Raw genomic sequence first — 13,703 nt, 5'->3', positions numbered from 1 at the left:
CCCGGGTACAGGTTGTCCCGGCACGGTCCCGGTACGGGCGCCGCGTAGGTGGCGTGGTGGCCCTGAAGAGGTGCTGGTGCAGCGCTTGCGGCGGTGGGAGAGAGAAAAGCAGCCGCTACAACAGCGATACCTGCCAGATGCAGGCGTCGAGCGAAGTGGCGCATGTGGAGCTCCTTTTCGCGCAGTCGAGTCGGCAAGTCGCCGTGGACGGTCAGGTGATGTTCGTGTCGCTGGTTTCGTTGCCGCCGCTTTGAGGCTGCACGATCGGCTTCACCGGCTTGACGATGCGCAGTTCGTGCTCGTGCCGGGGCAGGGGCGGGAGCAGGGGGGGTGTGTTGTCCTGCTGGAACCTGACGCGCACGAGGGTGCGCATGGACGGAACGCGGTACCACTGGGCGTTCTTGTCGCTGAGCTGGACGTCGGCTTTCCAAGTGCTGCCTACGGCGGGGCACTTGACGGTGACCTTTTTGGTGGCGGACCGGGTGTAGGGGTAGCTGGGGTCGTTGCGGTGTTCCTGGCGAACCGAGACGGAGATCGTCGCGTTGTCCCCCGCGTCGCCACAGGCGTAACGCCCCGAGACCCGAAGGGTGCGTGCGTCGGTCAAGTCGGCGATGGGGTATACCGAGACGCCGCTCGCGACGAGGTACTCCCCGTGCCGCAGAGGGTAGATGAGCCCGTCGCCGTCATCGGCGTGAGCGCCATAGGTACCTGCCAGAGTGAGGCAGGCTGCCAGGAGTGCCGCTGGTCCAGCGGCGTTTCTCAGGAAAGACATTGTTCTCCCGTGACGACAGCCAGTGGTGCCGGAACCGCCACTTTGACAGTTCGACGGTATGACGGTCACAGTTCGAGATACAAACCACCCGTTCGTGTGTTCCTCGTATTACCGCCATGGCGTGAAGTCACACGAACGAGGGGGCACTCCCCCCTTGCGGGCCGCGAATGGGTTAAGTAAGTTTTTCGGAGTTCCGTATGGGACTTTCCTAACCGCATGCTGCCGGGATAGCGACCGGCTGCAAATCGGAAAGAAGCTGATGAGATGGTGAACTTCAGGCGTTCCCTGGCTATGCTCGCGACGTGCGGTGTTCTGACCGTGGGCATGGCAACCGGCTCTGTCGGCACCGCAGCGGCAGACGACAAGCCGCTGTGCGCGGGTACGACGCCCGCGCCCAGCGACAACCCCGTCAAGGGAGCGACCAATACCGTCAAGGGGCTTGTCCCGAGCGGAGTGGTGAATTGCCTTTACGAGTCGGTCGCCAAGACGATCGCACCCAAGTCCCCGGACGAGTAGAAAACCGGGACTGCAAGACTTTTTGCAGCGACAAACGGCTGCGGCCCCCGTGGACTTTCACGGGGGCCGCAGCCGCACTCAGCTCACCTCGATGCCGGCCTTCTTCAGCACGGCGGCCAGGTCCTGGAGCTTCTTCGTCTCGAACTTGAGAATGTGCTCTTCTCCGTTCCCTTGGGTGTAGACGTCCTTGACGCGCTTCGCGTACTCCTCCTGGTACTTCTGTTCAGCTTTTCGATTGTCGCTCCGTGCATCCGGATTGGTGCACTTGGCCAGCCGCACACCCTCCTTGGGGTTCTTCTCGTACTTGCCTTTCACTTCGTCGCCGTATTGCCCCTGGGCCGCTTTGTTGCTGAGGTACTTCTGCACCTCGTAGTAAACCCCGTTTTCCGAGCGGTCCTCGTAAACGGACCGGGCGGCCACCTTGTCCCATGCGTCGTTGTCGATCGGCTTTTCTGTCTTGCAGTAGCCCTCGAGTACACGGAGGGCGAAATCCTGCTTCTCGTCGGAATCGAGAGGAGTGATGTCGCTGAAGGAGACACCTCCGAGGTCGTTACGCTTTTTTGTCTCGGTGTCTTCCGCAGCGTGGGCCAGTGAACCGATGGCAGCCACACCGCAAACGGCCACGGCGACAGCAACCAGCCGGAGCCGGCCGATGGATTGGGAAAGCAATTGCCCACCTTTCATCGAGCGAAGGACGTAGTGTGCAACGCTGATATCTTGCGCTCATATTTCTCCAGGAAACACTCATCTCGACAATGGCATCCGAAAAGGGGATCGCCGGATCATATGTCCGGGTGTGGTGAGAGGTGTGCCGTCGAGCCTTCCCTGGCATGCGTGTCCGGCCCACTACAAGCGGTGTCCACCGAACCCGCGACTTGGCGGGAAGAACGGGACCCCAGCCGACAGCGCAGAGCGTGCGTCCGCCGCCCGCACTGTCCTCGGCACCCCATTTACCAGACCAGCGTCAAGGGCATGTAGCGGCCCACCCATAGGGTTCGTCAACCGGCCTCGGGGTGACGACTATGGTTCGTTCGCTTGCAGGTGATGGGCAGTCGGGTGGGCGATCACGCCGATCACGAGCGTGGCGTCGCCCAGAAGAGCGGTAATCCTCAACGCTAGGACGGCCGTTCGTTTGTTTGCGACGTCATTAGCGCAGGCAAACAGTGCATGTTCACCGGCAACGGCGCGCTCCGACCGGGGCCCATCAGCTTGTTTGACCGACCACTGGTCCGGCTGGTAATTCTCCTGGTGTAGGGCTGGGCCCGTGCCATCCAGCCGCTTGTGAGCACGGGCCCCTCCCGCAGGACCACTTTGTCATGCACGGGACCCTCGTATGTTCTGGCTGTCAGGGCCGGCTCTAGCACTCCAGCCGGAGTTCGCTATTTTGGCTGGTCTCTTCCTTGATGAGGACTACGGGGGTGCCGGGACCGTTTCTGCGGCCCTCCTTCCGCCTCTGCAGCAGCGCAGGCTGGACTACGCGCACAGGCTGCTCGGTCCTCTCCGCCGGAAGAACGGCTGGTAGCCGCCCGCGTGTGCTGGCCACAACGCACCGGCGGGCCTGAAGCACCTGCTGGACCGAGCCCTGCGGGGCGGAAAAGGTTCGTGCTTACCCGCAGGGATCCGTGGTCGAGCAGCCCGCGACCCCGAGGGTGCTTTGATCATCCACAAGGCTGACTCGCTGGTGGGGGCACCGCTTTGGCCGGAGTGCGCCGATACCTGGACAGAGGACGGGCTTACAGCGCTACGGGGTCACTGCGTAAGCGTCTTCACTGGAACGAGCACTGGCGCGAAGGGAGTTGCACTTCCCGAGAAACTGGGCTCCCACCGCGGCCGGCGTCGAGCAGTAAGAGGGCCCGATCACCGGACGTTCGTCCCTAGGTCGAGCTTATTCGTGCTCTGGTCACCAGGGCACTGTCGCGGATCCTTGCAGGTGCACAAAGCCGGTGCTCGTGGGACTGTCGGGCCGGGCGAGCCATCGTGGCCAGACGGCGTGGCAACCAAGGCAGAGTTCGGCATGTTCCTGTCCGATTCCACCACGTCCGGCGTGCGAACCCTCCGCGCTCCCGCACCATTCCCAACAAGTGCATCTGTCGAGTGTCCCAAGGGCGTGTTCCGCCTTCGTGTCTGCTCGGCATGGAGGCAGTGGGCGACTAGAAAATTTATTCGCCATGTCCCGATATCGAGTGATTGTGCCGGTGGGGCATTTTGGCGCGAGGTGAGGTGGACATGACCTTATGTGCAGGGGTGGGATCCTTCATCGGATGGCGGGGTGGGCATGGGTTCGTTGTCAGGCGCGAGCGGAGTGGCTGGGGACAGGACCCGGGCCGTGGCGGCGGAGGACGGCACGCGCGATGTGATCGCGGTAGTAGGGGCGGGGCTGCGGATGCCCGGAGGCATCAACTCATTGGCAGACCTGTGGGCAGTTCTGGTCGACGGTCGGGACGTGGTGGGTGAGGTTCCGGCAGACCGGTTCGATGCCCGCCGCTTCTGCACGGCCGGGGAACCTCGGCCGGGACGGTCATACACGGCGGCCGGAGGATTCCTCGAAGACGTGACCGGCTTCGATGCCGAGTTCTTCGGCATGGCGCCGCGGGAGGCCGCGCGCGTGGATCCACAGCAGCGATTGGTTTTGGAATGCGTGGTGGAGGCCTTCGACGACGCGGGGATCGACCCGGGTCGCCTGGCCGGCGGGGACACGGCCGTGGTGATCGGGGTGTCCTCGCACGACTTTGCCGACCTTCAGCAGCAGCGGCGCCGCTCGGTCAACGCCTACACGATGAGCGGTGCGGCCGGCTGTAACGCCGCCAACCGGGTTTCCTATGCCTTCGATTTGCATGGGCCGTCGTTCGCGGTGGACACCGCATGTTCCTCGGCCTTGAACGCTGTGCACCAGGCGTGCGAGGTTCTGCGCTCCGGGCGGAGCTCCCTGGCGGTGGCCGGCGGAGTGAACGTGCTGCTTAACCCTGGCGGGTTCGCGGGGTTCTCGACGGCGGCGATGCTTTCGCCCACTGGCCGGTGCCGCCCGTTCGCCGCGGCAGCGGACGGCTTTGTCCGTGCCGAGGGAGCTGGGGTGGTACTGCTGAAGCCGCTGCAAGAGGCGCTGGCTGCCGGGGACCGAGTGCACGGAGTGATCCTCGCGAGTGCTGTGAACACCGACGGCCGTACCCAGGGCATCGCGCTGCCCAACCCGCGCGCTCAGGCCGCCCTGCTACGACAGGTCTACGACAACGCCGACATCGACCCCGACGACGTGCTGTACGTCGAAGCTCATGGAACGGGTACCCAGGCGGGAGATCCTGCGGAGTGCCAGGCCCTGGGCGAGGCGCTGGGCCGGCGCCGTAAGGGCGGTCAGCCGCTGCCGGTGGGGTCCGTGAAGTCGAACCTGGGACACCTGGAAGCGGCGTCCGGCATGCCCGGTCTGTTCAAGGCGTTGCTGGTGCTGCGTGAGGGCCGGATCCCCAGGACGCTGCACGGCGAGCCGGTGAACGAGGCGATCGACTTCGCCGGGCTGGGGCTGGAACCGGTCCTGAGCGCGCGCCCGTTGCGCGAGGTGGAGCGCGGTGTGGTGGGGGTGAACAGCTTCGGGTTCGGAGGTGCCAATGCCCACGTGGCCCTTGCGGCCGTCCCGGGCCGAAGCCACGCGGCCACGGGAGCACCCATCACAGGGGCTTCTGGTCTCGGGACGCGGCGTCTGCCATTGATCATCAGTGCCCGTCACCGCACGGCACTGGCGGAAGCGGCGGAGCAGTGGGCCGCTCACCTGGAAGCCGCCGGTCTGAGCGATGGTGCCGGCCCTGACGCCTGGTACGACGTGGCCTACACGGCCTGTCGGCGCCGGGCACGGTATGAAGAGCGGTTCGCGCTGCTCGCCGACGGTGGGGGGCAGGCGGCGGAACTGTTGCGGGCCTTCGCCCGGGGCGAGGCGGTGTCCGGTGGCGCGCAGGCCCGGGCCGTGGCCCGGGGCCGGGTAGGTTTCGTGTTCTGCGGCAGTGGTGCCTCCTGGAAGGGCATGGGCCGCGAGCTCTTCGCTGAGGATGCGGCCTTCAGGGCCGAGGTGACGGCCTTGGACGCGGAACTGGCACCGCTGACGGGCTTCTCGGTGGTGGAGGAGCTCGTGAACCCGGTCAGTGGGCCGGAGCGGGAGTCGACACGGGTGGCGCATCCGCTGCTGTTCACGGTGCAGGCCGGACTGGTAGCGGCGCTGGAGGCGCGTGGCATCCGCCCGGCGGCGGTGTGCGGCCACAGTGTGGGAGAGGTGGCAGCCGCCTACGCCGCGGGGGCCCTGGACCGGGCGGCGGCATGCAGGGTAATCGCCGCTCGCGGGCATGTGCAGGCGCCGACCGCTGGGGCGGGCCGGATGGCAGCGATCGGACTGAGCCCTGACGAGGCGGGGAAGTTGTTGGAGCAGAGGGGGTTGGTCGGCCAAGTAGTGATCGCCGCCGTCAACGGGGCGCGGGATGTGACGCTGGCGGGTGATACGGAGTCGCTGCGTCAGGTGGGCGAAGACCTGGTGGGTAGGGGGGTGTTCTTCCGCGACCTCGGCGTGGACTATGCCTTCCACGGCCCGGCCATGGACGAGTGCGAGCAGCCGCTGAAGGAGGCCCTGGCCGGACTCATGCCGGCGGAGGGCAGGGTGCCACTGGTCTCCACGGTAACCGGGATGATCGTCTCGCCCAAGGCGCTTGATGCGGAGCACTGGTGGGGCAACGTTCGTCGACCGGTGCGGTTCGCCGACGCAGTCGGCGTGCTGGCTTCACCCGACGAATTGGGCTGTGACGTACTGGTCGAGATCGGTCCACATCCGGTGCTGTCCGCCTACCTGCGCCGCGCGACGGCTGGTGAGGGAGTCGCGGTGGTGTCCACCATGAGCCGCGCGATGGCGGGGACCGGCGCCTTGGACGCGGCTGAGGCACATCTGCTGGCGGCCGGCGCGTGCACGGACTGGAGCGTCCACTTCTCCGAGCCCGGACGGGTAGTGGACCTGCCCTCGTATGCATGGCAGCGCGAGCGGCACTTCCACGGGGGGCCCGACTGGTGGCTCGAAGCCGGTCGTGATCGGCATCCGCTGCTGGGGGCCCGTCTGGCGACGGCAGACCCGCTGTGGCAGCAGGAAGTCGAGAAGCACCGGCTGGAGTGGCTGGCCGATCACAAGGTCGGGCCGGCCGTGGTGTGGCCCGCTGCCGCTTTCGTCGAGATGGCTCTGGCAGCCGGACATGAGCTGTTCGGCGCACCCGTGGAGGTGACCCGGCTGTCCGTGCACCGGGCCTTGACCGTGCCGTTCGACGACCCTGCCATGGACCTGCTGGTGCAGACGGCCGTCGGCGAGGCCGGTCGGATCACTGTCTCCAGCCGGGCCGGTGGTGAGCCAGAGCCGTGGATCGAGCACGCCCGGGGCCGCATCCGCCGCCTGGAGCGCGGCCGGCCCGCCGGCCTCGGTCTGGACAGTCTGCGCGCTCGGATGCCCGAACAGCGCAGTGCTACGGAACATTACGAGGCCTGCGCGGCTCTCGGGCTCCCGTACGGACCGGCTTTCCGTACGGTGCGCCACCAGTACCTGGGACGCGGCGAGGTACTGGCCTCCTACACCGCCCGCGCCGCGCAGGACGGTTGCCTCGCTCACCCGGCGGTGCTCGACGGCGCCCTGCAGCTCCTCATCTCGTTGGCACGGTCGATGGGCGAGCCGACGCTGATGCTCCCATCGGGCATCGAAACCGTCCGCTCCTGGCACCGGCTGCCCACCGACGGATGGATGCACGCCCGCGCTCGGTCGCTGACCGAGCAGGAGGCCCTATGGGACGTGACCGTGACGGACGAGGCGGGCGAGGTGGTGCTCGAATTGCTCGGCTGCCGGGCTCGCCGGTACGAGACCGGCCACCGGTCGCGCCCCTCTTTCCTGAGCGACGTCGTACGAGCAGCACCGTTGCCCGGCACCCGTACGTTGCCGTCGGTCCTGCCTGGCCCGAGCTCGGTGCTTGCGGCCTGCACCGACATCTTGTGCAGCCTGCCGCAGGGCCATCGCCTGACCGAACGGCCGGAGTCGCCGCGTCTGCGGGGACGAGAAGTCATCGCCCACTCCACTGCCGCCGCGGCGCGTACCCTGTGCCCCGGGTTGACGTCCTTCAGTCTGGAGGACCTGTACGCCGCCGGGGCGAGCACGGACTATCGCTGGCTGTTGACTACCCTGCTGGAGGGTGCAACCCAGGCGGGGGTTGTGGAACGGACTGCCCCTGGTCGCTGGCGCCATGCCGCTGTCCCGCGCCCCCGGCAGATGTTCCAGGCGCTCCTGCGCGACTTCCCCGGCTCGGCCGTTCTCGCCCACCTGTACGGTGTCTGCGGGCATCACCTCGCCGACGTACTGCGCGGCGACAAGGATCCGCTGGAACTTCTGTTCAGCGACACCGACGCCCTGGCATCCCGGGCGTACGACACCTCCCTGGACTCGCAGTACGTCAACGCGGTCGCGCAGCAACTGCTGCGCCAGGCGATCAATGACTGGCCGCGGGACCGGCCCCTGCGCATCCTAGAGGTCGGTGCGGGAACCGGCGGACTCACCGCCTCGTTGCTGCCGCATCTCCCCCCGCAGACTCACTACACCTACACCGACGTCTCCCCCGTCTTCTTCCCCCAGGCACAGGACCGCTTCTCCGCCTTCGACTTCCTCAGCTTCCAGCGCCTGGACCTGGACACCGACCCGCTTGCGCAGGGTTTCACGCCCGCCTCATTCGACATCGTCGTCGCCGCCAACGTGCTGCACGCCACCCGCGACGTCACGGCCACGCTCAACCGACTTGCCACCCTGCTCACCGACCAGGGCCACCTGCTGGCTCTGGAAGCCCACAACCAGCAGGACTTGGCACTCGTCTTCGGCTTGCTGCCGAGTTTCTGGGACCAAGCCGACCGGGAACTACGCCCCGACGGACCGCTGCTGCCCCGGGAACAGTGGTCCCGACTGCTGGGGCGTTGCGGGTTCCACGACACTGTCATGGTGGCCCAGCCGGACCACCCGGACGATTCCTCGGTCATCCTCACAGCCCGAACACCCCGTCCCTGCGGCATCGACCGTCCCCCCTATCCCCCTGAGAAGCAGGAAGACACCCCGTCCCGGCGGTGGCTGGTCATCGGCAGCAGTGGCACGGGACCCCTCACAGCAGTATTCGAGGAAACGCGCACCGTGCTGTGCGACCACTATGGAGCCACAGCCGTAACCACGGCACCGTCCAGCGACGACACGCACTGGTGGCGCCGCGTTCTGGAAGACGAAACCAGCCCCACCGACATCGTGCTGCTGCCACACCCACCGGCCACGCGCCCGCCCAGCTCGGTTGAGATCACCGGACAAGCCATCGCTCAGGTGGCGGTGGTCCGGGCCTTGGCCGCAGCGCACCACGCCTCCGCGCGCACAGGTCAGCACACGGTATGGCTGCTCGCCAACGCCCACGACACGCAGCCACAGCCGTCCCCCGCAGCCGGCCCCGAAGCGGCTGTGTGGGGTGCGCTGCGAACCCTGGCAAATGAGCAGCCCGCACTGACCATCCGCAAAATCACCCTCCCCCCGGTCGACGGCGCGTCGGCGGCCCACGCTCTGGCCGGGCATCTCGCCGAGGAACTGCTGCAGCGGCCGCAGGACGACGAAGTCCTGCTCACGCCCGGTGGCCGGTTCGTCACCAGGACCCGTCACCTTACGTCGGCTCCCAGCACCCATCACGCTGGCCGCCCCTACACGCTGCGGCTGGACGATCCAGGACTTCAGTATCGGCTGTCCTGGCAGCACACCGGCACCTTGGCTCCGGGGCCGGGCGAGGTAGTCATCGACGTGGGCGCTGCCGGGCTGAACTTTTACGACATCGCCACCGCCAGCGGACTGACCCCCATCCCGGATCCGCACCGGCCGCCTTTGGGGCTGGAGTGCGCCGGCACCGTCCTTGCTGTCGGCCCCGAGGTGCGGAATGTGGCCGTAGGCGACCGAGTGACTGCCCTTGTTCCTGGCGGGGCACTGGCTTCCCAGGTACTCGCCCAGGCGGCCGGCCTGACGCCGTTGCCTGACGACATGAGCATCACCGAAGCCGCCACACTGCCGGTAGCGTCCCTGACCGTCCACTACAGCCTCGAGCACTTGGCCCGTCTCGGTCCGGGCGAGACCATCTTGATTCACGGAGCCGCCGGCGGAGTGGGGCTGGCCGCGCTGCAGTACGCCCACACCGTGGGCGCCCGCGTCATCGCTACCGCGGGCACGCCGCTCAAACGGGACCTGCTGCACCTGCTCGGCGTCGAGCATGTCCTCGACTCACGAAGCCTTGACTTCGCCGAGCAGGTGATGGACCTGACCGCCGGACGAGGCGTCGACGTCGTCCTCAACTCGCTTGCCGGCGAGGCCCTGGTGCGCAGCATGGACGTACTCGCCTTCCACGGACGGTTCGTGGAGCTGGGCAAGCGGGACTTCCTGGCCGACAACGCCCTGCCCACGGCGGCCCTCACCAAGAGCGTGTCCTTCTTCGCCGTCGACCTCACCAAGGATCCCGAACGGATCCACGCCGATCACCTCGGTGCGGTCCGGGACGCGGTGCGTTCCGGCCGGTATCGCCCACTGCCCCACCGCATCTACCCCGCCGACCGCATCACCGAGGCGTTCACCCAGCTCCAGCACTCCCGCCACACCGGCAAGATCGTAATCACCTTCGACACGCCGCCCCCCCTGCCCCCACCGTGCACCCCATCCGCGCCGGACCCGCACGCCACCTATCTGATCAGCGGTGGGTTGAGCGGGCTGGGCGCGGCCACCGCCCGGCACCTGGCCGCCCGCGGCGCTCGCCACCTCACCCTGCTCGGCCGCCGCGGTCACGACACGCCAGGGGCACCAGCTCTTCTCGAGAACCTCGGACAACACGGCACCCAGGTCAGCGTGCACGCCGTGGACGCCGCCGACGAAGCCTCCATGCGCACCGTCTTCCAGTCCCTCGACGCGAGTGGCCGGCGACTGGCCGGTGTCATCCACTCGGCCATGGTCCTGCACAATGCCCCGCTCCCGGAATGCGACGACGATGTCCTACACGCCGTCCTCACCCCCAAGGTGACGGCCGGACACGTGCTCGATGCCTTCACTCGCGGCCGCGACCTGGACTTCTTCGTCGTCTACAGCTCGGCGGCGGCCTTGTTCGGAAGCGTGCGTCAGGCCCCCTACGCGGCTGCCAACCTCGCGATGGAAGCCATGGTGCGGCAACGACGCAGTGCTGGACTGCCCGGCCTCGCCGTACAGTGGGGTGTTATCGGTGACACCGGGTACGCCCACCGCAACGGTCTCATCAAGAGCATGACCGCGCGTGGACACACGGCGATCAGCTCCCGGGAAGCACTGACCATGCTGGACGAGCTACTGACCCTTCCCCACGCGGACGTCGTCGCGGCGGGTATCTTTGACCTCGGCCTCCGCTACAAATTCGTGCCCGTCATGACCGCGCCCCGTACGGCGGGGCTCCTGCCGGATACCGCCGGCACGCCAGTGCCCGCCGAACTACGGCAGGCACTGTCCCAGGCCACCCGCGAAGAAGCCGACACATTGGTGCGCGAAGCGCTCACCCATCTGCTGGCCCAGGTCCTGCAGACCGAACCCGACCGCATCGACCCCGGCCGTCGGCTGGACCGGATGGGGCTCGACTCCCTGATGGCCGCAGAACTCGCCCTCCGGCTACACCAGCGCGTCGGCTGCGAAATCTCCTCCGTGGAACTCTCCGGGGCGACGACCCTCACCTCACTGACCACCATCATCCTCAATCGCATGGGAAGGCACCAGAACAGCCCGGACACCGCTCCATGACCGGCACTCCGTCGTCCCCGGCCGACAGCCTGGCAATCGCCCCACGGGTGTTCGTTCTCGATCCCCGGCCGGATGCCGATCTTCGTCTGTACTGCTTCGCGCCGGGCGGCCACAGCGCGAGCTTCTACCTGCCCTGGAGCGCACACCTGCCACCGGAGATCGAGCTGTGTGCGGTGCAGCTCCCAGGGCGCGGGCCAACGTCCGGTCACCCGTCCTGGACCGACCCAGGCCGTATCGGTGCTGTCGTGTCCGATCTGCTCCACCAGAGTGGCGACCGTCGGCCGTTAGCCCTGTTCGGGCACAGCGTGGGTGGTCTGCTGGCCTGGGAAACGGCACGCCGTCTGCAGCGCACCGGCCGCCGGCCGCCGGTCCTGATCGCCTTGTCGTCGGTGTCAGCCCCACACCTCGGTTCCTCTGCGGCCACCGTCCACCCGCTGCTCCTGCGCCGCAAGACGACGCTGGAACAATTTCTTGCCCAGTTCGGCATCCCAACGGAAGTCCTCACCGAAAACCCGGACGCTCTGGACCGGCTCCTGGCGCCCGTGCTGGCCGACTGTCTGCTCTCACTCCACCACCGTCATCACCCCGAACCACCCCTGCCCATACCCCTGGCCCTCTACGGTGGCCGTAATGACACCCTTGTTCCCCCAAACCTCCTCCTCGCGTGGAATGACCTCGTCTGTACCCCGGCCACTCCCCGCTTCCTACCCGGAGGCCATATGCATCTCACAGAAGACCCGCGTGCGTTCATTGGCCACCTGGCCACCGACCTGCGCGCAGTCCTGCACCAGACATCCCCGTGACACCTCCCACGGATCGCCTGTCCGATGCTCACCGTTGGGCAGCAGCTACCGTCGTCTGCTTGGGGCTGTTCCTCCTCGGCCTGGACTTCACCGTCCTCACCGTGGCCGTGCCCGCTCTCCAACGCGACCTCAACGCCACCACGGCTCAACTCCAGTGGATCCTCGACGCCTACGCCCTGCTCCTCGGCGGCACCGTACTCGCCGTCGGAGGTGTCACCGACCGTCTCGGCCACCGCCGTGCCTTCATTGCCGGCCTCGCCACGTGCGCTGTCGCCTCCTTGGCCGGGGCCGCCACCGGCATCCCGGCCGTCCTCATCGCCGCACGCGCTGGCATGGGCGCCGGCGCTGCCCTGCTGATGCCCGCCACCCTGGCACTGGTCACCGGACTGTTCCCCGAACCGGCACAGCGTCGCCAGGCCATCGCCCTGTGGGCCGCCACCGGAAGCCTCGGGGGCCTCACCGGACCGCTCATCGGTGGCTGGCTCGTCGAGGACTACTCCTGGCAGGCTGTATTCCTCCTCAACGTGCCCGTCGCCGCCATCGCCATCCTCACGGCCCTGTGGCTGGTTCCCTCCCCCGCACCATCCGCCCCCGGCCGTCCCGTCGACATCCTCGGCGCCCTGTTGTCTGCCGGAGCCCTGCTCACCCTGGTATGGGCCATCATCGAAAGCCCCGGCCGAGGCTGGACGAGCCCGCTCGTGCTCGCGGCCTACACCACTGCCGCCGCCCTGCTGGCTGGTTTCATCATCCGACAGCTCCGCGCCCGCGCCCCGATGCTGCCCCCTGCACTCCTGCGCCGGCCCCGCCTGGTCACCGGTGCCACCACGCTGGCCCTGCTGTCCTTCGCCCTCTTCGGCGCCATTTTCATCAACACTCTCTACCTCCAGGGCATCCTCGGCTACAGCTCATGGCAAGCCGGACTACGCATGCTTCCGCTACCCGCCGCCCTGGCAGGTGGAGCAGCCTGCTCCCTGCCCGTGTGCGCCCGTTACGGTGAGAAGATCACCATCCTGACCGGCCTCGCCCTGGTCGCCGCAGCCTTCGCCGTCCTGGCCGACACCAGTCCCTCCTCCGGCTACGGTCACCTGGCCGTCTACCAGGTCATCGCAGGCTGCGGCACCGGCCTCACCGCCGCAACCGCCACCGCCACCGTCATGGACGCCGTTCCGGCAGACCGGGCCGCACTGGGATCAGCGATCAACGACGCCACCCGCCAAGTGGGCTCCGCCCTCGGCGTCGCCGTCCAGGGTTCCTTGCTGACCAGCGTCTTCATTGACCATCTCCGCACCGGCCTCGCCCGAACGCACCTCCCCACGGAACTCGGTGACACCACGGCCCATGGGTTCCTCTCCGCCGACAGTGCCATCGCCCACCTGACACCTCCTCAACGCGCACACGCACGGCAACTTACGCGCGAAGCCTTCGTCGCCGGTATGAACCACACCGCCACAACGGCTGCCCTCGTCATCCTCCTCACCGCGGCCGCCACCGCCTACGGCCTACGGAACCGAGCGCACCCCCGAGGGCAGCCCACCTGCTCCGCACCGGCTGGGGGCAGCGGGACAACACCGTCGGCGAGGTAGCGGCATCACAGCGATCGGGTGCTAGATCGCCTGCCGAGCAGAGAGCTGTACCTCCTAAGCGCTGCCCGCGTACTGCTCCGACGCTTGCGGTGGCTCACACCCAGGTCGTCCACGTCTTCGCCGACCGTACCTACACCGGACAGCGTCGGCTGGGCCTGGCGCCAATGCCGCCGACCGCGGCGGGGTCGCGCCAGCAAGGGTGCTGCACAGGGCGACGA

Annotated in this window: 6 protein-coding genes; 4 read left to right on the top strand and 2 right to left on the bottom strand. The window is 67.8% G+C overall.

What is annotated here, in order from left to right:
• Positions 1-211: 211 nt before the first annotated feature.
• Positions 212-604: a hypothetical protein gene (locus ACZ6X9_RS18840; protein ID WP_469779097.1), complete on the bottom strand. Its 393-nt coding sequence runs from the start codon at positions 602-604 to the stop codon at positions 212-214.
• 432 nt (positions 605-1,036) lie between these two features.
• Here ACZ6X9_RS18840 and ACZ6X9_RS18835 point away from each other — a divergent pair, with 432 nt between their 5' ends.
• Positions 1,037-1,288, top strand: a complete 252-nt coding sequence (locus ACZ6X9_RS18835; RefSeq protein WP_469779096.1) for a hypothetical protein — start codon at positions 1,037-1,039, stop codon at positions 1,286-1,288.
• Between the two features lie 78 nt (positions 1,289-1,366).
• On the opposite strand, the gene ACZ6X9_RS18830 is transcribed toward ACZ6X9_RS18835, so the two are convergent.
• The gene (locus ACZ6X9_RS18830; protein WP_469779095.1) at positions 1,367-1,957 is read right to left on the bottom strand and encodes a hypothetical protein; all 591 of its coding nucleotides are present in this window, start codon (positions 1,955-1,957) and stop codon (positions 1,367-1,369) included.
• A gap of 1,657 nt (positions 1,958-3,614) precedes the next feature.
• Here ACZ6X9_RS18830 and ACZ6X9_RS18825 point away from each other — a divergent pair.
• Genes ACZ6X9_RS18825 through ACZ6X9_RS18815 form a run of 3 tightly spaced genes read left to right on the top strand, consistent with a single transcriptional unit; the run spans position 3,615 to position 13,485 of the window.
• Positions 3,615-11,099, top strand: coding sequence for an SDR family NAD(P)-dependent oxidoreductase (locus tag ACZ6X9_RS18825; RefSeq protein ID WP_469779094.1), 7,485 nt, complete (start codon positions 3,615-3,617; stop codon positions 11,097-11,099).
• The gene (locus ACZ6X9_RS18820; protein ID WP_469779093.1) at positions 11,096-11,902 is read left to right on the top strand and encodes a thioesterase II family protein; all 807 of its coding nucleotides are present in this window, start codon (positions 11,096-11,098) and stop codon (positions 11,900-11,902) included. The genes ACZ6X9_RS18825 and ACZ6X9_RS18820 overlap by 4 nt, the downstream gene beginning before the upstream one ends.
• A gap of 59 nt (positions 11,903-11,961) precedes the next feature.
• Positions 11,962-13,485 carry an MFS transporter gene (locus ACZ6X9_RS18815; protein WP_469779092.1) on the top strand — a complete coding sequence of 508 codons (1,524 nt, stop codon included), beginning with the start codon at positions 11,962-11,964 and terminating at the stop codon, positions 13,483-13,485.
• Positions 13,486-13,703: the final 218 nt, after the last annotated feature.

Source organism: Streptomyces sp. NPDC052910 (assembly GCF_055585605.1).
The sequence above is the reverse complement of the archived record's forward strand: the minus strand, read 5'-3'. Positions and strand labels throughout refer to the sequence as shown.